Here is a 22,200-nt window from a genome sequence, read left to right on the forward strand (position 1 = left end):
GGGGCCAAGGGTGCGGAAGACGACCATGCGGTGGCGGCGCGCGGGAGCGCGACTCGCCGCCGTCGCGGCGGCGGCGACGATGATGATCGCGGGCGCCGTCGTGCCGTCGGCGACCGCGGCGTCGGTGCCGGGTTGGCTGTCGACGAAGGGGTCGACGATCGTCACGGCATCCGGTTCGCCCTACGTGATCAAGGCGACGGCGTGGTTCGGGATGGAGACGTCCAATTGCGCCCCGCACGGGCTCTGGTCGATCTCGCTCGACGAGGGACTGGATGCCATCGCCGCCATGGGCTTCAACACCATCCGGCTGCCCTTCTCGAACGAGTGCCTCGCGGCGAAGAGCTCGAACTCCATCAACGCGGCGGTCAATCCCGGACTGATCTCGCTGTCGCCGCTGAAGCTCATGGACACCGTCATCGCCCGGGCGAAGGCGCACGGCCTGTCGGTGATCCTCGATCGTCACCGCCCCGACTCGGGCGCGCAGAGCGAGCTCTGGTACACCTCTCAGTACAGCGAGAAGCGCTGGATCGACGACTGGAAGATGCTCGCGGCGCGCTACAAGAACGAGCCCGCCGTGATCGGTGCCGACCTGCACAACGAGCCGCACGGCCCTGCCTGCTGGAACTGCGGTGACGCCTCACGCGACTGGCGTGCCGCGGCCACGCGGGCCGGCAACGCCGTCCTGTCGGTCAACCCGAAGCTGCTGATCATCGTGGAGGGCGTCGAGAACCAGGGCGACGGCACGGCGACCTGGTGGGGCGGCGGTCTCAAGGACGTCCGCTCGGCCCCGGTCACGCTCTCGGTGAAGAACCGCGTCGTGTACTCCCCGCACGACTACCCGGCCACGGTGCACCAGCAGCCGTGGTTCTCGGCACCGAACTACCCCGACAATCTCGAGGGGATCTGGGATGCCAACTGGGGTTACCTCGTGCGCCAGAACATCGCGCCGGTGCTGCTCGGTGAGTTCGGCACGAAACTCGAGACCGAGAGCGATCGGGCCTGGCTGAAGACCCTCGTCGCTTATCTCGCCAAGACGAAGATGAGCTACGCCTACTGGTCGTTCAACCCGAACAGCGGCGACACCGGCGGCCTCGTCACCGACGACTGGCGGACGTGGCAGACGGCCAAGCTCGCCGCGCTCCGGCCCATTCTGACCCCGTCGCCCGCGTCCACCCCGAAACCGACGTCGACGCCGAAGCCGACGGTCACCCCGAAGCCGACGTCGACCCCGAAGCCGACGGTCACGCCGAAGCCGACGTCGACCCCGAAGCCGACCGCGACGCCGAAGCCCACGGCCACGCCGAAGCCCACGACCACGCCGAAGCCGACCTCGAGCCCCCGGCCTCCGGCATCCGCCTCGCCCCGGCCGGCAGGCATCACGGCGTCGTGGATCCCGCAGAGCGCGTGGGGCGAGGGCTACGTCGCCGAGGTCGAGGTGACCGCGACGGGCCCCGTCTCGCGCTGGCAGGTCTCGTTCGAGGCTCCCGGGACGACCTCGGTGTCGAACGCCTGGGGCATGAGCTGCCGCCTCTCCGGCACGACGGTCACGTGCCAGAGTGCCGACTGGGCGTCGACGCTCGCGCCGGGGCAGACGGTGCGCGTCGGGCTTCAGGCCGTGGCGACGAAAGCGCCGTCCTCACCGAAGCTGTCGGTCGCCGCGTCGTGACCCGCCCCGTTCCGCGGCGCGTCGCGCGCGGACGGGCGCGCGGGGAGGCGCGCGGACAGGCGCACGGAGACGGGGACACCGGCTCACCCGTCGCGGCCCGATACACGTCTGGCTCATAGGTGCGCTGAAGCAACCGTGAGTGAACGCCTGCCTACCATCCCGGCATGACCGCCACCCTCGACTCGCCCTCCGCCCCGCCCCGCGAGGCCGAGGCTCCACCCGCCCCTCGCCGGCGGACCTGGATGTGGGGTCTGATCGGGGTCGGCACCCTGGCACTGATCCTCAGCGGATGGCAGGTCTGGGCGGGCGCACCGTCCGAGTACTACGCGTCGATCGCGCTGTCGATGAGCCGGTCGTGGTCGAACTTCTTCTTCGGCGCCGTGGACCCCGCGGGCACGGTCACCCTCGACAAGATCCCCGGCTCGTTCTGGATCCCCGCGCTGTTCGTGCGGGTCTTCGGGTACTCGGCGTGGACGGTCATCTTGCCCAACGCGCTCGCCGCCACGGCCGCCGCGCTCATCACCGCCGTCACGGCCCGACGCCTCGCGGGGATCCGCGCGGGTCTTCTCGCCGGGGCGATCGTCGCCGTCACCCCGATCCTCGTCGCCGTCTCGCGGTCCAACCAGCCGGAGTCGTTCTTCGTCTTCGGCCTGTCGTTGACGGCGTGGGCGTCGGTGCGGGCGGTCCAGACGAAGAGCGTCGGGTGGCTCGTCGCGGCGGGAGCCTTCATCGGCCTGTCTTTCCAGTTCTACATGCTCGAGGCGTGGGCGGTCTGGCCCGCGCTCGCGGCGGCCTACCTCTGCACCCGTCAGGCGTGGGGGCGGCGTCTCGTGCACCTCGCCGTCGCGGGAGCGGTGAGCCTCGCGACGTCGCTCTGGTGGGTGGCGATCGTCTCGCTCATCCCCTCCGGCAGCCGGCCCTACATCGGCAGCACGATCGGCGACAACCCGTGGGAGATGGTCTTCGGGTACAACGGTCTGGGGCGCTTCGGCGCGACGGCCGACAGCACGACCTACGAGTCCTTCACGCCGCCCTTCTCCGGCGACCCGGGCATCCTGCGCCTGTTCAACGCGCAGTTGGCCGGGCAGATCGCCTGGTTGATCCCGGCAGCGCTGATCGGCATCGTCGTGCTCTGGATCCTCCGTTTCCCGCGGCCGCTCACCGTGCTGCTGACGGTCTGGACGCTCACCTTCGCGGCGATGTTCTCGACCGTGGCCGGGATGCACCAGTTCTACACGGCGGCTCTCGCGATCCCGCTCGCCCTCGTCGTCGCCGTCGCGCTCACCGCCGCACATCGAGCGGGCACGGTCTGGCCGCAGATCGCGATCGTCGGTGTCGCGGGGCTCACCGCGGTGATCGTCGGCTTCTCGTACGGCGGCTACAGCATCCCCGTGTCGCTGGCTCAGGCCGCGGCCGCCGCCGTGGCGATCGCGCTGCTCCTCTCGCGCCACCGCGCGCGCATGATGACCACGGTCGCGATGGTCGTGGGGCTCCTGCTCACGCCGACCGTGTGGTCCGCGGTCACCATCGCGCACCCGAGTTCGATCAACCCCGTCGCCGGCGGCGTGTCCGAGATGTCGGCCGGCGGCTTCGGCGGCGCGGGTCGGGGCCCCGGCGGACAGGGAACAGGCGCCCGCACCGACGGCGGCTCGTTCCCGGGCGGCGCGCAGGCCGGTGGGCAGGGCGGTGGCCAGGGCGGTGGCCAGGCCGGCGGTCAGGGCACCGCGCAGGGCGGCGGTCAGGCCGGTCCCCGCTCCGGCTTCGCGCCGGGTGGCTCGGGGACGGTTCCGGGGAGCGGACGAAACGGCACGACGCCGGGCGCCGGCGGCCGGCAGGGCATGGCCCAAAGCGCCGACAGCGAGCTCGTCGCCTGGCTGGAGGCGCACGACACGGGATCGACCTACGTCGCGGCCACCTTCGGCGCCCAGCAGGCGGCATCCCTCATCCTCGCGACCGACGGGGCGTCGATCCTTCCGATCGGTGGGTTCAACGGCAGCGACGACGTCCCGACGCTCGACAGGTTCATCTCGCTCGTCCAGTCCGGCGAAATCCGGTACGTCATCGGCGGCGAGGACCGCGGGGCGGGCGGCGGCGCGGCGGGATTCGGGGGGACGGGCTTCGGCGGAACGGGAGGCGGCGGAGGCGCGGCCGGATCCGGCGGCTCCTCGAGCCCCGAGACGGCCTCGGCGCAGATCCGCCAGTGGGTCGAGCAGAACTGCACGGTCGACGCGTCCGCGCCCGGCACGGTGTACGACTGCGGGTGATGAGCCCTCGGCGCGGCGGGGCTCAGGCCCAGCTCTCGCGCGAGAGGAACTCCACCCCGGCCTCGCGGAAGGTCCGCGCCCCCGGCGCGTTCACGTGGTGACGGCCGGGAATGTCGGCGAACTCGCCGTGCGGCAGGAGCGAGGCGAGATGCTGCGACTGATCGTGGATCGGATCCTCGGTCCCCGTCGCGATGAGCACCGGCTGCTGCGGCGGCGACGCGGGGTCGGGATCGGTCTCGCCGAGCCGCATGCCCTCCGCGATCGCGACGAGGGCCCGCAGGTCGTTGCCGGGTACGCGCTCGGCGAGCGAGACGTAGCGCAGGGTCGTGGCATCCTCCACCGGCGTGCCGTGGTCCAGGAACGCGCGAGCCTGGTCGACCTTCAACCGGGCCAGCGGACGACCGTCCGGGATGCCGCCCAGCACCGCGCGCTCGACGTGCTCGGGCGCGTCGACGGCCAGCTGCCACCCCACCCGGCCGCCGAGTGAATAGCCCAGGTAGCGCACAGAATCGAGCAGGTAGGTGTCGAGGACCGCGACGAGGTCGCTCACGAGCGTCGGCATCGTGTACGACGCGGCGTCGTGCGGCTTGTCGCTCGCACCGTGGCCGCGCTGATCCACGGCGACGACCCGGAACCCGGCGCGCAAGAGGTCTCGCACCCACCCCGTGTTGACCCAGTTGTCGCGCGTGCTCGACCCGAAGCCGTGGACGCACAGGACGGCGTCCACGTCGGGGTCGCCCCACGTGTACGTCGCCAGGCGGACGTTGTCGCCGACGATGACGAACTGCGGCGCGGGGACCTCGGTGAGCGCGGGCACGGCATCCATTCCTCCGATCCTGGCAGATGAGCCGGATCCCGCTGCAGTAATGGTCATAGTGGTCTCATGGGGTATACGCGCGCCGAGCTGGAGTCGTTCCGGGATGCCACGATCCCCGACCTCGTCGAGCCCGGGGTCCGGCTGCTCTTCGTCGGAATCAACCCCGGCCTGTGGACGGCGGCGACCGGAACACCCTTCTCGCGGCCGGGCAATCGCTTCTGGCCGGCGCTCGTCGAGGCGGGGATCCTGCCGCGCCTCCCGCGGTACGCGGAGCCGCTGAGCGACGCGGACCGGAGCATGATCCTCGGCGCCGGGCTCGGCGTGTCGAACCTCGTCGCCCGGGCGACGGCGCGCGCCGACGAGCTCTCGCGCGAGGAACTGCGAGCCGGGGCGGCGGCGCTGACGGAGCGCGTCGCCGCGTGGCGTCCGCGCGCGATCGCCGTGGTCGGGCTGACGGCGTACCGCGAGGGCTTCCCGCACCCGAAAGCCGTCGCGGGGCGGCAGGACGACGAGATCGCCGGGGTCCCCACGTGGGTCCTGCCCAATCCGAGCGGCCTGAACGCCCACGACACGGTCGCGACCCTCGCGCGCGCGTACGCCGAGCCGGCGCGGGCGGCCGGGATTCTCCTGTGATCCTGCCCTCATCCGCTGTGCGCGCGACCGGAAGCCACGTCGCACTCCTTCTGCACAGGGGAGAAGGCCGAGCCGGCGTCGGAGCTTCCCCGTAGGGTGACCAGCGACGGAAGGAGCACCACGTGATCGTGCGTTTCGAGGGCGATGTCTACCGGTGGGAGGCCCGCACCGACAGCGACTGGTACTTCGTGGCCCTTCCGCCCGAGCTGAGCGACGACATCCGCGAGACGCAGACCTTCCGCCGAGGCTTCGGCGGTGTCCGCGTCGACGCGACGATCGGCGGCTCGGTCTTCCGCACGTCGATCTTCCCCCAGGCCGGCGGGGTCTACGTTCTTCCCCTCAAACGCGCCGTGCGCGACGCCGAGGGCATCTCTCCCGGCGACATCGTCGTCGTCGACCTTCTCGTGCTCGACGCCTGAGGCCCCGGATGCCATGGCCTCTGGCTGCCGCTCTGTCGGTGTTCGCGGGTCTCAGCGTGGTGCTCGCGATGGTCGACGTACAGACCCGACGCCTCCCCGACGCGATCCTGGTGCCGGGCGGCGCCGCGGTGGTGGTGTTGCTGGGCGGCGCCGCGTTCGCGATCGGCGAGCCCGGTCGGCTCGCGGGGATCGCGGCCGGAACCCTCAGCGCATTCGCGGGGTGTCTCGCGGTGCACCTCGCGCGGCCGGCGGCGTTCGGCGGGGGAGACGTCAAGCTGGCGGCCCTCTGCGGGGCGGTGCTCGGGTGGCAGGGCCTCGAGGCCGTGGCATCCGGAATCGCGCTCGCCTTCCTCGCGGGCGGGATCGGTGCCGCGGGCGTCCTGCTCGCCGGGGCGCGAGGCGGGTCGATCGCGTTCGGGCCGTTCCTGCTGTTCGGCGCGTGGTGGCGGGTGATCACGGGGCCGTGACGGCGACGATCGGCGGGCCGGAGCGAGTTCTGTCGGCGCCGGGCGCGGCGGTCAACCCCCGATGAGCAGGGTGGTTCGCCTCGATACGCTGAGGCCATGGCCGACCTCATCCGTCGCGTCACCGCGTGGGCTCTGTCGCTCCGCCTCGTGCGCGCCTTCCTCGTCTACTCGGGCGCGCGGGGGCCCACGCTCGCCGACAGCGTCACCTACCGGACCCTCTTCAGCCTGTTCGCCGCGGTGCTGCTCGGCTTCTCCGCCGCCGCGGTCTGGCTTTCGGGCAACCCCGAGGGCCTCGCCGCGCTCGAGCGGTCGGTGAACAACGTCGTGCCCGGGCTGGTCGGCACCGACGGGCTGCTCGACGTCAGCGAGATCAAAGCGCCGACGGAGTTCACCATCGCGGGCGTGATCGCGACGATCGGTCTGCTCGGCGCGGCGATCGGTGCGATCGGCTCCCTGCGGACGGCCCTCCGCCAGATCGCGGGAGTGACCACCGACGACACGCTCCCCGTCCTCGTCATCGTGCGCAATCTCGCCGTCGCCGTCGGCATCGGTATCGCGCTCGTGGGGGCCGCCCTCGTGACGTTCCTCGCGACGGCCGGTCTCACCTTCGTGCGCGGTCTCCTCGGCATCTCCGCGGACTCGTGGGTCACCGCCGTGCTGACGTGGGCGCTCTCGACGATCGTCGTCCTGGCGCTCGACACCGCCGCGGTGGCAGTCGCGTTCGCTGCGCTGTCGGGTGTGAAGACCCGTCGCCGCACGCTGTGGCGCGGTGCGCTGCTCGGAGGTGTCGGCCTGGTCGTGCTGCAGCAGCTGTCGGGCCTGTTCGTCGGTGGGGCGGGCAACAACCCGCTGCTGACCACGTTCGCCTCGCTCATCGCGCTCCTGCTGTGGCTCAACCTGTCGAGCCAGGTCATCCTCATCGCCGGAGCCTGGATCACGGTCGCGACCGAAGAAGACCACGACCGGGTGCGCGCGAAGTACGGCGCGACCACGTTGATCCAGTTCCGCGTCCGCCGTGCCGAGAAAGCGGTGCGGGCCGCCACGGGCGAGCTGGAGGCCGCCCGCGAGGCGGAAGCCAAGGAGCGCGAGACGCTCGCGAAGAACGACCCCGCCGCGGCGGATCGTGAGGACGACGCCGAGCGGGCGGCATCCCGTGGCTGAGTCCGCTGCCGCGCGGGTCGCGGCCTACACCGCCGACGCCGTCCGCGCCGCCGAGGCGCCGCTTCTGGCCGAGGGGCGTCCCCTCATGCGCTGGGCGGCTCGGGCTCTCGCCGACGTCGCAATCGCCGAGCTCCGCGTCGCCCCGGGTGCGGTCCTCGTTCTCGCGGGCGCGGGAGACAACGGGGGCGATGCGCTCTTCGCCGCCGCCGATCTGGTCGCCGCGGCCGACCGCGTCGACGTCGTCCTCGTCCGCGACCGCGTCCACCGCGAAGCCCTCGACGCGGCGGTGGCCGCGGGTGCACGCGTCGTCTCCGTGTCGGAGGCCTCCACCCACGTGGATGAGTACGCCCTCGTCCTCGACGGCATCCTCGGCATCGGACGCCTCGCCGACCGTCGGCTCCGGGGGAGCGCCCGTGCCCTCGTCGAGCGCCTCCTAGCGCTTCCCGACCGGCCGCGCGTCGTCGCCGTCGACGTGCCGAGCGGCCTCGACCCCGACGACGGGACCGCGGATGCCATCGTCCTCCCCGCCGATGTCACGGTCACCTTCGGTGCCCTCAAGGCCGGCCTCGTGCGCGGGCGCGGGCCCGGGCTCGCCGGGCGCGTGCACCTCGTCGACCTCGGACTCGAGCCCTACCTGCGGCGCGCGCACCCCGCCGTGACAGCCTCGATCGAGGTGGTCCGGGAGGATCCCCGCACGCGCGCCTGACGTCACGCGCCACGACGAGACGACCTCCCGCGCGCCGGGGACGCGACCTCAGCGCGCGTAGCGCTCCACGAACGTGCGGAGCAGGCGCGAGGGAGCGTGGACGGGAACGCGCCGCACCGCCGCGAGCGTGAGGTCGAGCTCGTCGGCGGCGAAGTAGCCGAACGCCGCGTACGCGTGGATGCGCGTGACGATCCCGTCGACGTCCAGCTCGGGGTGGAACTGCGTCGCGTAGACGTTCTCGCCCACCCGGAACATCTGCACCGGGCACGTCGGTGACGACGCCAGCAGGGTCGCTCGCGGCGGCAGCGTCGTGATCGCCTCCTTGTGGCCGACGAACGCCGCGAAGGTGCGGGGCATCCCGACGGCAAGGGGATCCGCGCGACCGGCATCGGTCAAGGTCACGTCGACCACGCTGATCGGCTCCGAGAAGGTGCCGTCGATCTCGGCATCCAGGTAGGTTCCCAGCGTCCCCACGCCGTAGCACGCACCCAGGAAGGGGAGGTCGCGCGCGACCACGTCGTCGACGAGCGCGCCCATCTCGGACTCGACCCGACGTTGGACCGCGGACTTCTTCTCGAGAGGGTCCGACGCGTTGAACGGGCTGCCGCCGACGAGGATGCCCGAGATCTCATCGAGGTCGAGGTCCGGCATGGCGTCCCGCTCCAGCCGGACGCGCAGCAGCCGCTCGGGCGGGAGGCCGGTGTAGCGCAGGAAGAGGGCGTACTCCTCGTCGGCCGGGCGGTCTTCGGCGCGGGTGGCGAGCAGGACGAACGGTCGCTCCCCGGGCAGGTCCGTCGTCGTCACCCGAGCGATTCTAGGCCAGCCCTGTCAAGGCGCCCGGCGGTGTCGGAGGGGCGGTCTACGCTGACGATATGGCTATTGCACGACTGACCGGGGGCCCGCTCGACGGGCAGGTGCTTCCGCTCGAAAACGAGTCCGACGACACGCTGATCATGCCCTACAGCGAGGGTCAGCTGGTCTACCGCCGCGAGGGCGGCCTCGAGCACACGGGCGAGTCCGACGGCCCGACCCAGGCCGTCTTCGCCTTCGTCGAAGAGACCGAAGACATCAACCCCGACGCCGACGGGCGCGACGATTGAGCGCAGGCTCCCACGGGGCCTCGAGCGTCGAGGTCGAGTCGAAGTACGACGTCGACGAGACCACGCCGCTCCCCGACTGGTCGGCCCTCCCGGGGGTCGTCCGTGTCGGTGAACCCGAGCCACGCGACCTCGACGCGCGGTACCTCGATACCCCCGCGGCCGACCTCGCTCGCGCAGGCGTCGCGGTGCGCCGCCGTTTCGGTGGTCCCGACGCCGGGTGGCACGTGAAGGGTCCCGCGCAGGCCGGGGGGCGCACCGAGACGCAGTGGCCCCTCGAGGCCGACGTCGATCCCGACGCCGAGCCGGCCGTGCCTCCGGCGGTTCAGGATGCCGTCGCCTCGATCGCCGCGCCGCCGTTCACGCCGCTCGCGCGGGTGCGGAATCACCGCACGGCGTATGCGCTCCTCGACGCCGACGGGGGAGAGGTCGCCGAATTCGTCGACGATCGCGTCCGCGCGACGGACGAGCGTCGTGGCGTCGAATCCGCGTGGCGTGAGTGGGAGGTCGAGCTCGGCCCCGCCGGTCCCGCCGATGGCGAGGCCCGCGCGGGGTTCTTCGCCGCGGTCGACGCGGCGGTGTTCGCCGCGGGCGGTCGCCCCGCGGCATCCGGGTCCAAGTTGGCCCGCACGCTCGGCCACTGAGAACCCGAGCCCCCATCCGGGGCAACGAAAACGAAAAGGCCCGCCGGGAGAACCGGACGGGCCTTTTCGTGTCGGCGATCAGAGGTTGATCATGTGCCCCACGAGGCCGTGGAACGCCTCCTGCAGACCCTCCGACAGCGTCGGGTGGGTGTGCACGTTGCGGGCCGCCTCGAGAGCGGTGAGGTCCCACTTCTGCGCGAGGGTCAGCTCGGGCAGGAGCTCGGAGACATCCGGACCGATCAGGTGGCCGCCGATGAGCTCGAGCGTCTCGGCGTCGGCGATGAGCTTGACGAAGCCCACGGGCTCGCCGAGGCCGTTCGCCTTGCCGTTGGCCGAGAAGGGGAACTTCGCGACCTTGATGTCGTGGCCGGCGTCGCGCGCTTGCTGCTCCGTGAGGCCGAACGAGGCGACCTGCGGGTTGCAGAAGGTGGCGCGCGGCATGTTGCGGTAGTCGCCGAGGGTCTGGGTCTCAGCGCCCGCGATGGTCTCCGCGGCCACGACGCCCTGCGCTTCGGCCACGTGGGCGAGCTGCAGCTTCGCGGTGACGTCGCCGATCGAGTAGATGTGCGGCACGTTCGTGCGCATGTGGTCGTCGATGTCGATCGCGCCGCGCTCGGTGAGCTTCACACCGGTGTTCTCGAGGCCGAAGCCCTCGACCTTGGGGGCGAAACCGATCGACATGAGCACGCGGTCGGCGTCGATCGAGCCCTGGGAGCCGTCCTTCGCGGTGTACGCGACGGTGACCTTGTCGCCGTGGTCGGTGACCGACTCGACCTTGGTCGAGGTGAGGATGTCGACGCCGTAGCCCTTGTACTGCTTCTGGATCTCTTTCGAGACCTCGGCGTCCTCGTTGGGCAGGGCGCGGTCGAGGAACTCGATTATCGTGACCTTCACGCCGTAGTTCGTCATGACGTAGGCGAACTCCATGCCGATCGCGCCGGCGCCGACGATGACGATCGAGGAGGGGAGCTCGCGGTTGAGGATCTGCTCCTCGTAGGTCACGACGTTCTCGCTCAGGGTGACGCCGGGAAGGAGGCGGACGGTAGAACCCGTGGCGATGATGACGTTGTCGAAGGTGACCTGCTCCTTGGAGCCGTCGGTCAGGGTCACATCGAGCGTGTGGTCGTCGGCGAAGTATCCGCGGCCCTCGTACTCGGTGACCTTGTTCTTCTTCATCAGGTAGTGGATGCCCTTGACGTGGCCGGCCGCCACCGACCGGGAACGGTCGAACGCCTTGCCGAAGTCGAAGTGCACGTCGCCCGAGATGCCGAACAGGTCGGCCTTGGCGTGGAAGGTGTGCGCGAGGTCGGCGTTGCGCAGCAGCGCCTTCGAGGGGATGCAGCCCACGTTGAGGCAGACACCGCCCCAGTACTTCTCTTCGACGATCGCGACCGACAGGCCGAGCTGCGCTCCGCGCACTGCAGCCACGTACCCGCCGGGACCCGCACCAAGAATGACCAGATCGTAATGAGGCATGAGGAAATCCTATCGTCCGGCGGTGCCCGTGGAACCGCCTCCCGACGACCCGCTCCGCCCCCTCGCGACGAAGAGCCACACGATCGCTCCGGCGACGATCACGAGCGCCACCACGAGGAGGATCCACGGCAGGGGAGACGCGCTCGAGGCGGTCTCGGACGGTGTCGCCGTGGCATCCGGGGTCGTCGCCGTCGGGGTCGTGGTCGCCGGTGCGGTCGGGGTCGCGGTGGGCGTCGACGCGGTCGCCGTCGGTGTCGGGGTCGGGGTCGCCCCGTTCACGGTGAACGAGAAGGTGCCGTCGATCGGGTGGCCGTCGCTCGAGACGACGCGCCACTTCACGGTGACGGCACCGGATGCCGAGCCCGTCAGCGTCTGCGTCACGTCGGTGCCCGAGACGACCGGCGTCCCCTCCGTCAGCGAGGCGCCGGTGGCGTCGGTGACCTCGACGACGGCCGTGCCCTGCTCGGTGAGGATGTCTGCGCTGTAGGTGAACGTGATCTGTTCCGGAAGTGCGTCGAGCACCGCGTCAGCGGGCGGGTCCGTCGACACCAGTTCGTCGTGCGCGAACGCGGGGCTCGCTGGGAGCACGAGAAGGGCGACGAGAGCGACCAGCAGGCTCGCGACGAAGGCGGACACGCGACGGCGGGGTGCGGAGGAAGTCACCCTTCGACCCTAACGACAGAGGAAGGCACGGGGCTCGAGCGCGTTCCCCGGACGCGAAGGAGGTGAGGGGGACGACGAGAGGTCGGCGAGGTGAAAGAATTGGTGTTGTTCGACTGTCCACGCTTCGCCTCGATGCGCATCGTTCCACGGTGCGTCAGGGTGGAGCGGGGCAACGGACTCGACACGGCGGACGTGTGATCGGTAGGTTCGAGTGTCCCGTCGGGCGATCGGCGCAACCCGAACAGCGATGCTCGGCGTCGAGACAACAGCACAGACGAAGCCCCCACCACGACCGCGCGAGGTCGGTTCGACCGTTCACGTCGGATCGATCGGTGATGGTGAAGAAGAAGGAGAAGCCGTGGACGAGACACGCAGATTCGAGCGCGACGACATCCGTCGCGCGGCCGACGCCCCCGCGTCGGAGCGGTCGCACGACACGACGCAGACGTTCGGCCACGACGCCGATCTGTCCTTCGTCCCCTTCGGTGCCGACCTCAACGAGGCCGAACTGGAGGCGATCGACGCCCTGCCGTCGCGCGTCGCCCTCCTCATCGTCCGCTCGGGTCCGACGACCGGTGCGCGCTACCTGCTCGACACCGACGTCACGACGGTCGGGCGTCACCCCGAGGCCGACATCTTCTTCGACGACGTCACGGTCTCGCGCCGTCACGCCGAGATCACGCGTTCGGGCACCTCGTTCGAGATCGTCGACCAGCGGTCGCTGAACGGCAGCTACGTCAACGGTGAGCGCGTCGACCGCTCGGTGCTCGCCAACGGTGCCGAGGTGCGCATCGGCAAGTTCCGTCTCAACTTCTTCGTCTCGCCCGTCGATCTGCCGCCGGCAGACAACTGATGGCGGCAGCCCCCGCCCGCGGTCGTCCGGCGGCCTCGGGGCTGCTGAGCATCGGCCAGGTGCTGGCGCGCCTCACGCCGGACTTCCCCGCGCTCACCTCGAGCAAGCTTCGCTTCCTCGAGGTGCAGGGCATCGTGTCGCCGACGCGGACCGAGTCGGGCTATCGCAAGTTCTCCGCGGCCGACCTCGAGCGGCTTCGCATGGCGTTGACGCTCCAGCGCGACCACTACCTCCCGCTCGCGGTGATCCGCGACTACCTGGCCGATCTCGACGCCGGGCGAAACCCGGCTCCGCCGACGTCGATGCCGTCGATGACCGCGACGCCCCGTCGCTATCGCCGTGACGAGCTCCTCGCCACGACCGGAGCCGGCCCGCAGCTTCTCAACGACGCGATCAGCACCGGCGTGATCACGGCTGCCGAGTCGTATCCCGAGCAGACGGTCTCACTCCTGCGCACGCTCGTCGCGCTCGACCGCCACGGCATCGAGCCGCGCCACGTGCGCTCTCTCCGCCAGAGCGCCGAGCGCGAGGCCGCCCTGGTCGAGTCCGCGCTGTCCGCGCTCCTGCGACGCCCCGATGCGGCATCCCGGGCCCGAGCCAGCGAACTCGCGCCCGAACTCGCCGCGCGTCTCGACGAGGTGCGAAGCCTCTTCGTGCGCGACGCCATCGACCGGATGCTGTCCTGAGCGCGACACGCCGAAGCGCTCCGACCGGATGTCATTGCCGCGGGCGCATGGCTGATCTAGCGTGGGGATATCGAGCCGATGAGGAGGGACGCGAGCATGACCGCTGGCGACACAGTCGGTGAACCCCGGTTCGCCACCGAGCTCCTCTTCACCGACGGTCTGCCCGAGATGGACGACGACACCGGCTACCGCGGAGCGGTGGCCGCACGCGCCGCCGGCATCACGTACCGTCAGCTCGATTACTGGGCTCGCACCGAACTCGTGGTCCCCACCGTCCGCGGAGCGAGCGGTTCCGGATCGCAGCGTCTCTACGGCTTCCGCGACATCCTCGTGCTCAAGCTCGTCAAGCGCCTCCTCGACACCGGCATCTCGCTCCAGCAGATCCGTACGGCCGTCGACCAGCTCCGCGCCGCGGGTATCCGCGACCTCGCCGGAACGACACTGATGAGCGACGGCGCCTCGGTGTACCTGTGCACCTCCAACGACGAGGTCATCGACCTCGTGAGCCGCGGCCAGGGTGTCTTCGGCATCGCCGTCGGCAAGGTCCTGCGCGAGGTCGAGTCGACGCTCGTCGACTTCGAGGCCGCATCCGCCGACGCGGTCGACGAACTCGCCGCGCGTCGCGCCGCACGCACGGCCTGACCCCGACGCTTCTCGAACCCCGGGTGCCGTGGCATCCGGGGTTCTTTCGTCGGGCCGGTCCGGTCATGCCCCGGTTCCGGGCCCGTCGGTCCACGCCTCGGCATCGGTCCGGGGTGCGGCGTAGGCGCGCGGGGGCGGGAGTGTGCCGTCATGCGGAGCTCGTGTTCGACACGCCGGTTCGGGATGCCGGGTGCCCGGCGTGTCGGCCGGGTACTCCGCGTGACGGTACGGGTGGCGCGGGTGTCGGCCGCGCGCTGCACCGGGGCCGGGGGTGTCGCCGTGGCTCGGGGCGGGGTCGGGCGTGTGCCGTCATGCGGAGCTCGTGTTCGACACGCCGGTTCGGGATGCCGGGTGTCCGGCGTGTCGGCCGGGTTCTCCGCGTGACGGTACGGGAACGGGCTCGCGCGAGTTCACGCCGCCCGGCGACGAGCACTCGGCCGGGGAGGGGCGGGCTCAGGCCGAGGGAGCGTCGCCCTCGACCGGGATGCGACCCGTACGGACGATCCGGTCCAGCAGCGCGTCGAAATCGGCGGCGAGCTCCTGCGCCGAGTCTCCGGGCCACACGTGGAGCGGCTTCGCGGCACCCTGTGCCTGCTGCAGCGACGTGCGCTCGGGCAGCTGGGGGTTCAGGACGAGCGGGCCGAACATGTCGCGCAGCTCCTTGATGCGGAACTGGTGCTCGATCGACTGCGGGCGCACGCGGTTGACGACGACGCCGAGCGGCTGGAGGCGGGGGGAGAGCCCGCGACGGATCTCTTCGATCGCGCGCAGGGCGCGGTCGGCGGCGGCGACGGAGAACAGGCCCGGCTCGGTCACGACGATGACGCGGTCGCTCGCCGCCCACGCGGTACGCGTGAGGGCATTGAGCGAGGGGGCGCAGTCGATGAGGACGAGGTCGTACTCGCTCTCGATGGTCGCGAGGGCCTCCTCGAGCTTCCACACGTCGCGGACGCTCGGGTGCGGGCCGTCGAAGTTGATCGCCGAGGGGCTGCCGATGAGGACGTCGATCGTGCCCGGGTGGACCTTCGCCCACCCGCTGGTGGTGATGGCCTGGCGGACGACCTTCTCTTTCGGGTTCGCCAGGACGTCGGCGATGTTGAGCCGGCCGGCGACCGAGATGTCCATGCCGGTCGACACGTCGGACTGGGGGTCGAGGTCGACGACAAGAGTGCGAACGCCACGTGCGAAGGCGGCGGATGCCAGCCCGAGCGTCACGGTCGTCTTGCCGACCCCGCCTTTCAAAGAGCTGACGGAGAGTACGTGCACGAGGGTCTACGTTACCGTCCCCTAGGCTGTGAGCACATTCAGCTCTCCCAGCTTGACGTGAGGTGCGCATGTTCTCGAAGATCCTGGTCGCCAATCGCGGGGAGATCGCGATCCGCGCGTTCCGTGCCGCCTACGAGGTCGGTGCGCGCACGGTCGCGGTCTATCCGTACGAGGATCGCGCCTCGCTGCACCGGCTGAAGGCCGACGAGGCGTACCAGATTGGCGAGCGGGGTCACCCCGTCCGCGCGTACCTCGACGTCGACGAGATCATCCGGGTCGCTCGGGAGTGCGGAGCGGATGCCATCTACCCCGGCTACGGCTTCCTGTCCGAGAACCCGGAGCTCGCCGAGAAGGCGGCCGCGCACGGCATCACGTTCATCGGCCCGCCGGCGGAGGTGCTCTCGATGGCGGGCAACAAGGTCACCGCGAAGGAGCACGCGATCGCCGCGGGCGTGCCGGTGCTCCGGTCGACGCCGGCCTCCGACGACATCGACGCGCTGCTGGCGCAGGCCGACGAGATCGGCTTCCCGCTCTTCGCGAAGGCCGTCGCCGGTGGGGGAGGTCGCGGCATGCGTCGCGTCGAGACGCTCGGCGAACTCGCCCCGGCCCTCGCCGAGGCGATGCGCGAGGCGCAGAGCGCGTTCGGCGACCCGCGGATGTTCCTCGAGCAGGCCGTGCAGCGCCCGCGTCACGTCGAGGTGCAGATCCTCGCGGATGCCACGGGCGAGACGGTCCACCTGTTCGAGCGCGACTGCTCGGTGCAGCGGCGCCACCAGAAGGTCATCGAGATCGCGCCGGCTCCGAACCTCGACGACGCGGTCCGTCAGGATCTGCACCGCTACGCGGTCGCCTTCGCGCGGTCGATCGGCTACCAGAACGCGGGAACGGTCGAGTTCCTCCTCGAGACCGCGGGACCCCGAGCGGGAGAGGTCGTCTTCATCGAGATGAACCCCCGCATCCAGGTCGAGCACACGGTCACCGAGGAGGTCACCGACGTCGACCTCGTGCAGTCGCAGATGCGCATCGCCGCGGGGGCGACGCTCGCCGACCTGCACCTCGAGCAGGGCGACATCCACCTGCGTGGCGCCGCCCTCCAGTGCCGCATCACGACCGAGGACCCGACGCAGGGCTTCCGCCCCGACACGGGCAAGATCACCACGTACCGCTCACCGGGCGGTGCCGGCATCCGCCTCGACGGTGGCACCACGGCGGCGGGTTCGCAGGTGAGCCCCCACTTCGACTCGATGCTGTCGAAGCTGTCGTGCCGTGGCCGCGACTTCCCCGCGGCGGTCGCCCGCGCCCGCCGCGCGCTGGCGGAGTTCCGGATCCGCGGCGTCTCGACCAACATCCCCTTCCTCCAGGCCGTCCTCGACGATCCGGCCTTCGTCGCCGGCGACCTCAGCACCTCGTTCATCGACGAGCGTCCCGAGCTGCTGCGTGGGCGCGAGTCGAAGGACCGCGGGACCAAGATCCTGTCGTGGCTCGTCGACACGACCGTCAACCGCCCGAACGGCGAGAACCCGCTCTCCGTCGACCCGGGAGCCAAGCTCCCCGCGGTCGACCTCGTGGCCCCGGCCCCCGCGGGATCGCGCCAGCGCCTGCAGGAACTCGGTCCCGCGGGCTTCGCGAAGGCCCTGCGCGAGCAGACTGCCCTCGCCGTCACCGAGACCACGTTCCGCGACGCCCACCAGTCGCTGCTCGCGACCCGCGTCCGCACCCGCGATCTCGTCCGCGTGGCGCCGTACGTCGCCCGCATGACCCCGGGTCTGCTCTCGGTCGAGGCGTGGGGAGGCGCGACCTACGACGTCGCCCTCCGCTTCCTGGGCGAAGACCCGTGGGAGCGGCTCGACGCGCTGCGCGAAGCGCTGCCGAACGTCGCGATCCAGATGCTCCTCCGCGGGCGCAACACGGTCGGCTACACCCCGTACCCGACGGAGGTGACGGATGCCTTCGTCGCCGAGGCTGCGGCATCCGGAGTCGACATCTTCCGGATCTTCGACGCCCTGAACGACGTCTCGCAGATGCGTCCCGCGATCGACGCGGTGCTGAACACCGGCACCGCGGTCGCCGAGGTGGCGGTCTGCTACACCGGTGACCTGCTCGACCCGGCCGAGAAGCTGTACACGCTCGACTACTACCTGGGTCTGGCCGAGCAGATCGTCGATGCGGGAGCCCACATCCTCGCGATCAAGGACATGGCGGGCCTGCTCCGCCCGGCTGCGGCCGCGAAGCTCGTGTCGGCGTTGCGCGAGCGCTTCGACCTGCCGGTCCACGTGCACACGCACGACACCGCCGGAGGACAGCTCGCGACCCTGCTGGCCGCCTCGGCGGCGGGCGCGGATGCCGTCGACGCGGCCGCCGCGCCCATGGCGGGCACCACGAGCCAACCGTCGCTGTCCGCCCTCGTCGCAGCCCTCGCCCACACCGAGCGGGACACCGGTCTCGACCTGTCCGCGGTCAGCGACCTCGAGCCGTACTGGGAGGCCGTCCGCCACCTGTACCGTCCGTTCGAGTCGGGCCTCGCGGGGCCCACCGGTCGCGTGTACCGTCACGAGATCCCGGGCGGGCAGCTGTCGAATCTGCGGCAGCAGGCGATCGCCCTCGGCTTGGCCGACGACTTCGAACTCATCGAGGACATGTACGCGGCCGCCGACCGCATCCTCGGCCGCGTGCCCAAAGTCACCCCGTCGTCGAAGGTGGTGGGCGACCTCGCCCTGCATCTCGCGGCGGTCAAGGCCGACCCGGCGGACTTCGAGCAGAACCCGCAGAAGTACGACGTGCCCGACTCGGTCGTGTCCTTCATGGCGGGGGAGTTGGGCGATCTTCCCGGTGGCTGGCCCGAGCCGTTCCGCTCGAAGGTGCTCGCCGGGCGAGACGCGAAGATCGGGGTGACCCCGCTCACCGATGACGACGCGACGGCCCTGGCGGGGGAGTCCGCGGACCGGCGTGCACGACTGAACCGGCTCCTGTTCCCGGGGCCCACCCGGACGTTCGAGGAAACCCGCGACGCCTACGGCGACCTCAGCGTGCTCGACACCGCCGACTACCTCTACGGGCTGCGCGCGGGCGGCGAGCACACGGTCGAGATCGAACGCGGCGTCCAGCTGTTCGTGGGGCTCGAGGCGGTGGGTGAGGCCGACGACAAGGGCATGCGCACCGTCATGACCACCCTGAACGGACAGCTCCGCCCCGTGTTCGTCCGCGACCGATCGATCGACGTCGAGGCCCGCCAGGCCGAGAAGGCCGACACCTCCAAGCCCGGTCAGGTCGCCGCCCCGTTCTCGGGCGTCGTGACGCTCAAAGCGGCCCCGGGCGACCGGGTCGCGGCCGGTCAGGCCGTGGCATCCATCGAGGCGATGAAGATGGAGGCGGCGATCACGTCACCCGTCGACGGGGTCGTCGAGCGGGTTGCGATCGCTAGCACACAGCAGGTGGAAGCGGGAGACCTTTTGCTGGTAATCCGCCCCGCGCAGTAACCTGGGAGGGGGCGCTTTCGCGCCCTCTTCCCGTTTGGAGACTGCAGTGACCCCCGACCGCACCGACGCGAACCCCGACGAGAACGCCGAGCACGGCGTGCTCGACGAGAGCGGGAATCTCGACACAGCCAGCATCACCATCCTCGGAGGACACATCGCGCAGGTCAGTGTCGACCTGCCCGTGACCTCCCACGATGACGACATCGACGACGACGTGGTCGAAGACGAGGTGCCGGTCGACGAAGCCGAGATCCGGATGTTCGAGAACATCGGCTCCCCGTTCACTCTCGACAGCGGGGCCGAGGCGCCCGCTCTCACCCACGTTCCCGAGCCGCAGGTCGACCCGCCGTCGTCCGCGCACGACGACCCGCACGTGGAGCACCTCCCGACCGGCGACATCATCCTCGAACCCCACGACGAGGTGGATGCCGAGAACGAGGGCGACCTCGAGGTGCACGATGCCGAGATCGTCGGGGAGGTGCCGACGGACGAGCCCGGCGAGTCCGTCGCGTCCGCCCCGCACGACGAGGTGTTCGTTCCGGCGTTCGACGCTGAGCGCGTCGAACCGCAGGTGATCCTGTCGACCGACGAGTTCGATCCGCCGCCCGACCCGCAGCAGCTCGTGCTGTCGACCGACGTGTTCGAGACGGAGGACGCGGGATCTCAGCCCGAGGGGGAGTTCGCCCCGGAGGGCGCCGCCGCCGAAGACCTCGCCTCGGACGACCTGTCCGTCGCTGACCTCGCCGTCGAGGATGCCACCGTCGAAGAAGTCGCCGACGATCTCGACGCCGAGGACGCCCCCGAGGAGGAGTTCGTCGCTCGGGAGCTCGCGGAGCAGGAGCTGGCCGAGTCGGAGGCTCCGGAGGCGGAGAACTCCGGCAGCACGGAGACAGGTCACGCGGAGACCGCTGACTCCGTGCCCGCGGAGCGCGAGCCGGCGGGGGTGGAGCTCGCGGAGGCGGAGTCCATCGAGGCCGCTCAGGCTGATGGCTCCCACGCCGAGGACGAGGACGACCTCGAGCCCGAGCACCTCGAGCCCGAGCACCTTGAGCCCGAGCACCTCGAGCCCGAGCACCTCGAGCCCGAGCGCGAGCACCTCGAACCCGAGCACTCGGATCTCGATCAGGTCGAGCCGGAGCAGGGTGCGCGCGAGCACGCCGACGCGGAGGTCGTCGATGTCGAGCCCGCGGGAGATGAGTTCGGGAACGGCGATTCCGAGACCGGCGAGTTCGAGAACGCCGAGTTCGAGAACGCCGAGTCCGAGACCGACGAACCCGCCACGGATGCGCCCGCCACGGATGAGCCCGAACGGAATGAGGTCGACGTGAGCGAGTCCGACGCGAGCCCCACCGAGACGAACGCGGCCCCGAAGGCCGATGCGGCGCAAGCGGTCGCGGCCGGCTCCCCGGAGCCCGACGATCTCGACGCCGAGCAGGCTTCCGTTGCTGCCCCGAGCGCGGAGACCACGCCCGCCGCGGCTCCGGCCACCGGCGCGATCCCGACGACCGGCGCGGTCCCGACCACGACCGGCTCCGTTCCCCGCACCCGTGCGGAGCGCGCCGCGACGGGAGCGATCGGCACCGTGCCCCTGACGCGCCGTGAGATCCACCAGGCGGGCGAAGCAGCCCGCGTCGATCGCGCGCACGCGGCCGAGCGCGTCCGGACCCCGGGCTCCGACCTGACGCTCGCGTCGAAGCGGCTGAGCTCCATCGACGACGCGCGCGAGAGCCCCGATCTGCTCACCGCCGACCGTCTGCTCGACCCGCGCCAGGTCGCCCGGCCCGAGCCCGAAGGGCTGTGGCAGCAACTCGTGTACTCGATGTCCGGCCACCGCATCAACCTCGGTGACGGCCGCCGCGCCCGCCAGCGCAAAGAGCTCGACCGTCGCATCGCCGCGCCCCTCGCCGGAGGTGCCCGTTTCGTGCCGGTCCTCTCCCGCAAGGGCGGCGTGGGCAAGACCACGGTCACCTCGCTCCTGGGGATGGCCCTCGCCGATGCACGCGACGACCGCGTCATCGCCGTCGATGCGAACCCCGATCGTGGAACGCTCGCGGATCGCGTGGGCCGGCCGAACGGCCGCACGGTGCGCGATCTCGTGCGCGCGCACGACGAGGTCGACGGCTACCACGACGTGTCGTCTATCGTGGCGCGGGATGCCACGCGCCTCGACGTCCTGGCATCCGATTCCGATCCCCGTGTGTCCGAGGCCTTCAGCGACGACGACTACCGTCAGGTCGCCGACGTCGCCGCGCACTACTACTCGATCGTGCTGACCGACACCGGCACGGGCATCGTCCACTCGGTGATGGAGGCGACGCTCGAGCGCGCGGACTCCCTCGTGGTCGTGGCGGGACTCTCGGTCGACGAGGCGCGGCTGGCGTCCGAGACCCTGACGTGGCTCGAGACCAACGGCTACGCGGACCGTGTGCGCTCGGCCATCGTCGTCCTGAACTCCGCGCGACCCGGCACGCCACTCGTGCGCGAGAGCGAGCTCGAAGCGCACTTCCGCACGCGCGTGCAGACGGTGATCCGGATGCCGTACGACCCCCGGATCGCGGCCGGCAGTGCCATCTCGTTCCGCGATCTTCAGCCCGAGACCCGTCTGGCGGCCCGCGAACTGGCCGCGGCCGTCGTGGAGGGCCTGCGCGCCCCGGTGGCGGCAGCATGACCGTTCGGCCCATCCGCCTGTTCGGCGACCCGGTCCTGCGCGCGCCCAGTGCGACGATCGAGACGATCGACGACGGCATCCATGCGCTCGTCCGCGACCTCCTCGACACCGTCGAGCCTCCCGGGCGTGCCGGAGTCGCCGCCCCGCAGATCGGTGTGGGGCTGCGCGCGTTCAGCTACAACATCGACGGCGACATCGGTTACGTGCTGAATCCCGTGCTTGTCGAGACCCGCGGCGAGCCGCAGCTCGTGGGGGAGGGGTGCCTCTCCGTCCCTGGGCTCTGGCACGAGGCGACGCGCTACCCGTGGGCGAAGGTCGTCGGCATCGATCTCGACGGCAACGAGGTCGTGCTCGAGGGCGAGGGCTTGCTCGCGCAGGCGCTCCAGCACGAGACCGACCACCTCGACGGCATGCTGTACCTCTCGCGTCTCCCGGCCGAGACGCGGCGTGAGGCCATGCGCCAGATCCGCGAGAGCGACTGGTTCTGACGCGCGCCCATCACGGGAGCCGGATGCGCGTCGAAACGCGTCTACTCCCGGCGGATGACACGGAAACGGCCCGGTTCCTCGTGAGGAGCCGGGCCGCTTCGCGTTCGC

At 71.2% G+C, this 22,200-nt stretch carries 20 protein-coding genes; 15 read left to right on the forward strand and 5 right to left on the reverse strand.

What is annotated here, in order from left to right; all coding sequences use genetic code 11:
* Nucleotides 1-25 precede the first annotated feature (25 nt).
* Nucleotides 26-1,666, forward strand: a complete 1,641-nt coding sequence (locus ACMW4R_RS10080) for a cellulase family glycosylhydrolase (protein ID WP_418299900.1) — start codon at nucleotides 26-28, stop codon at nucleotides 1,664-1,666.
* A 164-nt stretch (nucleotides 1,667-1,830) separates the two neighbouring features.
* On the forward strand, nucleotides 1,831-3,930 hold the full coding sequence (locus ACMW4R_RS10085; RefSeq protein ID WP_418299818.1) for a glycosyltransferase family 39 protein: 2,100 nt from the start codon (nucleotides 1,831-1,833) through the stop codon (nucleotides 3,928-3,930).
* A 22-nt stretch (nucleotides 3,931-3,952) separates the two neighbouring features.
* Here ACMW4R_RS10085 and ACMW4R_RS10090 read toward each other — a convergent pair whose 3' ends face one another.
* Entirely contained in the window at nucleotides 3,953-4,756 is an 804-nt protein-coding gene (locus ACMW4R_RS10090) for an alpha/beta fold hydrolase (protein ID WP_418299819.1), read from the reverse strand.
* 57 nt (nucleotides 4,757-4,813) lie between these two features.
* Between ACMW4R_RS10090 and ACMW4R_RS10095 the strand changes: the two genes are divergently transcribed.
* From ACMW4R_RS10095 to ACMW4R_RS10115, 5 genes are all read left to right on the forward strand, one after another.
* The gene (locus tag ACMW4R_RS10095) at nucleotides 4,814-5,380 is read left to right on the forward strand and encodes a mismatch-specific DNA-glycosylase (RefSeq protein WP_418299820.1); all 567 of its coding nucleotides are present in this window, start codon (nucleotides 4,814-4,816) and stop codon (nucleotides 5,378-5,380) included.
* Nucleotides 5,381-5,502: 122 nt separating this feature from the next.
* Nucleotides 5,503-5,799, forward strand: a complete 297-nt coding sequence (locus tag ACMW4R_RS10100; protein ID WP_058596037.1) for a DUF1905 domain-containing protein — start codon at nucleotides 5,503-5,505, stop codon at nucleotides 5,797-5,799.
* An 8-nt stretch (nucleotides 5,800-5,807) separates the two neighbouring features.
* Nucleotides 5,808-6,266, forward strand: coding sequence for a prepilin peptidase (locus ACMW4R_RS10105; protein WP_081317283.1), 459 nt, complete (start codon nucleotides 5,808-5,810; stop codon nucleotides 6,264-6,266).
* 96 nt (nucleotides 6,267-6,362) lie between these two features.
* The gene (locus ACMW4R_RS10110) at nucleotides 6,363-7,427 is read left to right on the forward strand and encodes a YhjD/YihY/BrkB family envelope integrity protein (RefSeq protein ID WP_058626463.1); all 1,065 of its coding nucleotides are present in this window, start codon (nucleotides 6,363-6,365) and stop codon (nucleotides 7,425-7,427) included.
* Nucleotides 7,420-8,133: an NAD(P)H-hydrate epimerase gene (locus ACMW4R_RS10115; protein WP_418299821.1), complete on the forward strand. Its 714-nt coding sequence runs from the start codon at nucleotides 7,420-7,422 to the stop codon at nucleotides 8,131-8,133. The genes ACMW4R_RS10110 and ACMW4R_RS10115 overlap by 8 nt, the downstream gene beginning before the upstream one ends.
* Nucleotides 8,134-8,181: 48 nt before the next feature.
* On the opposite strand, the gene ACMW4R_RS10120 is transcribed toward ACMW4R_RS10115, so the two are convergent.
* Entirely contained in the window at nucleotides 8,182-8,937 is a 756-nt protein-coding gene (locus tag ACMW4R_RS10120; RefSeq protein ID WP_418299822.1) for a glutamine amidotransferase, read from the reverse strand.
* Between the two features lie 68 nt (nucleotides 8,938-9,005).
* On the opposite strand from ACMW4R_RS10120, the gene ACMW4R_RS10125 reads away from it, so the two are divergent.
* Nucleotides 9,006-9,233: a hypothetical protein gene (locus ACMW4R_RS10125; RefSeq protein ID WP_058613639.1), complete on the forward strand. Its 228-nt coding sequence runs from the start codon at nucleotides 9,006-9,008 to the stop codon at nucleotides 9,231-9,233.
* Entirely contained in the window at nucleotides 9,230-9,874 is a 645-nt protein-coding gene (locus ACMW4R_RS10130) for a CYTH domain-containing protein (RefSeq protein ID WP_418299823.1), read from the forward strand. The genes ACMW4R_RS10125 and ACMW4R_RS10130 overlap by 4 nt, the downstream gene beginning before the upstream one ends.
* A 78-nt stretch (nucleotides 9,875-9,952) precedes the next feature.
* On the opposite strand, the gene lpdA is transcribed toward ACMW4R_RS10130, so the two are convergent.
* Nucleotides 9,953-11,350 (reverse strand): dihydrolipoyl dehydrogenase, encoded by a 1,398-nt coding sequence (lpdA, locus tag ACMW4R_RS10135; RefSeq protein ID WP_363337116.1) that lies wholly within the window; start codon nucleotides 11,348-11,350, stop codon nucleotides 9,953-9,955.
* Nucleotides 11,351-11,359: 9 nt separating this feature from the next.
* A complete protein-coding gene (locus tag ACMW4R_RS10140; protein WP_418299824.1) occupies nucleotides 11,360-12,013 on the reverse strand; it encodes a copper resistance CopC family protein in 654 nt (217 codons plus the stop codon).
* 358 nt (nucleotides 12,014-12,371) lie between these two features.
* On the opposite strand from ACMW4R_RS10140, the gene ACMW4R_RS10145 reads away from it, so the two are divergent.
* The 3 genes from ACMW4R_RS10145 (at nucleotide 12,372) to ACMW4R_RS10155 (ending at nucleotide 14,194) form a co-directional block, all read left to right on the forward strand.
* Nucleotides 12,372-12,866: an FHA domain-containing protein gene (locus ACMW4R_RS10145; RefSeq protein WP_058596047.1), complete on the forward strand. Its 495-nt coding sequence runs from the start codon at nucleotides 12,372-12,374 to the stop codon at nucleotides 12,864-12,866.
* Entirely contained in the window at nucleotides 12,866-13,552 is a 687-nt protein-coding gene (locus ACMW4R_RS10150; RefSeq protein WP_058596029.1) for a MerR family transcriptional regulator, read from the forward strand. Before ACMW4R_RS10145 ends, ACMW4R_RS10150 begins: the two co-directional genes overlap by 1 nt.
* Before the next feature lie 96 nt (nucleotides 13,553-13,648).
* Nucleotides 13,649-14,194: a MerR family transcriptional regulator gene (locus ACMW4R_RS10155; protein ID WP_058596028.1), complete on the forward strand. Its 546-nt coding sequence runs from the start codon at nucleotides 13,649-13,651 to the stop codon at nucleotides 14,192-14,194.
* Nucleotides 14,195-14,647: 453 nt separating this feature from the next.
* On the opposite strand, the gene ACMW4R_RS10160 is transcribed toward ACMW4R_RS10155, so the two are convergent.
* Entirely contained in the window at nucleotides 14,648-15,460 is an 813-nt protein-coding gene (locus tag ACMW4R_RS10160; protein WP_058596027.1) for a ParA family protein, read from the reverse strand.
* 68 nt (nucleotides 15,461-15,528) lie between these two features.
* Here ACMW4R_RS10160 and ACMW4R_RS10165 point away from each other — a divergent pair, with 68 nt between their 5' ends.
* Genes ACMW4R_RS10165 through ACMW4R_RS10175 form a run of 3 tightly spaced genes read left to right on the forward strand, consistent with a single transcriptional unit; the run spans nucleotide 15,529 to nucleotide 22,092 of the window.
* The gene (locus tag ACMW4R_RS10165) at nucleotides 15,529-18,936 is read left to right on the forward strand and encodes a pyruvate carboxylase (protein WP_363337111.1); all 3,408 of its coding nucleotides are present in this window, start codon (nucleotides 15,529-15,531) and stop codon (nucleotides 18,934-18,936) included.
* Between the two features lie 46 nt (nucleotides 18,937-18,982).
* Nucleotides 18,983-21,604 (forward strand): hypothetical protein, encoded by a 2,622-nt coding sequence (locus ACMW4R_RS10170; protein ID WP_418299825.1) that lies wholly within the window; start codon nucleotides 18,983-18,985, stop codon nucleotides 21,602-21,604.
* Nucleotides 21,601-22,092 carry a peptide deformylase gene (locus ACMW4R_RS10175; protein ID WP_058596025.1) on the forward strand — a complete coding sequence of 164 codons (492 nt, stop codon included), beginning with the start codon at nucleotides 21,601-21,603 and terminating at the stop codon, nucleotides 22,090-22,092. The genes ACMW4R_RS10170 and ACMW4R_RS10175 overlap by 4 nt, the downstream gene beginning before the upstream one ends.
* Nucleotides 22,093-22,200 lie beyond the last annotated feature (108 nt).

Origin of the sequence: Microbacterium sp. S1037 (genome assembly GCF_048381605.1) — a bacterium.
Lineage (GTDB): Bacteria > Actinomycetota > Actinomycetes > Actinomycetales > Microbacteriaceae > Microbacterium > Microbacterium testaceum_B.

What these genes read in the sequence shown, in the direction of transcription:
- lpdA (WP_363337116.1), bottom strand. Translation starts at nt 11,350, where the DNA reads ATGCCTCATTACGATCTGGTCATTCTTGGTGCGGGTCCCGGCGGGTAC.
- ACMW4R_RS10085 (WP_418299818.1), top strand. Translation starts at nt 1,831, where the DNA reads ATGACCGCCACCCTCGACTCGCCCTCCGCCCCGCCCCGCGAGGCCGAG.
- ACMW4R_RS10080 (WP_418299900.1), top strand. Translation starts at nt 26, where the DNA reads ATGCGGTGGCGGCGCGCGGGAGCGCGACTCGCCGCCGTCGCGGCGGCG.
- ACMW4R_RS10095 (WP_418299820.1), top strand. Translation starts at nt 4,814, where the DNA reads ATGGGGTATACGCGCGCCGAGCTGGAGTCGTTCCGGGATGCCACGATC.
- ACMW4R_RS10090 (WP_418299819.1), bottom strand. Translation starts at nt 4,756, where the DNA reads ATGGATGCCGTGCCCGCGCTCACCGAGGTCCCCGCGCCGCAGTTCGTC.
- ACMW4R_RS10165 (WP_363337111.1), top strand. Translation starts at nt 15,529, where the DNA reads ATGTTCTCGAAGATCCTGGTCGCCAATCGCGGGGAGATCGCGATCCGC.
- ACMW4R_RS10125 (WP_058613639.1), top strand. Translation starts at nt 9,006, where the DNA reads ATGGCTATTGCACGACTGACCGGGGGCCCGCTCGACGGGCAGGTGCTT.
- ACMW4R_RS10110 (WP_058626463.1), top strand. Translation starts at nt 6,363, where the DNA reads ATGGCCGACCTCATCCGTCGCGTCACCGCGTGGGCTCTGTCGCTCCGC.
- ACMW4R_RS10150 (WP_058596029.1), top strand. Translation starts at nt 12,866, where the DNA reads ATGGCGGCAGCCCCCGCCCGCGGTCGTCCGGCGGCCTCGGGGCTGCTG.
- ACMW4R_RS10175 (WP_058596025.1), top strand. Translation starts at nt 21,601, where the DNA reads ATGACCGTTCGGCCCATCCGCCTGTTCGGCGACCCGGTCCTGCGCGCG.
- ACMW4R_RS10105 (WP_081317283.1), top strand. Translation starts at nt 5,808, where the DNA reads ATGCCATGGCCTCTGGCTGCCGCTCTGTCGGTGTTCGCGGGTCTCAGC.
- ACMW4R_RS10155 (WP_058596028.1), top strand. Translation starts at nt 13,649, where the DNA reads ATGACCGCTGGCGACACAGTCGGTGAACCCCGGTTCGCCACCGAGCTC.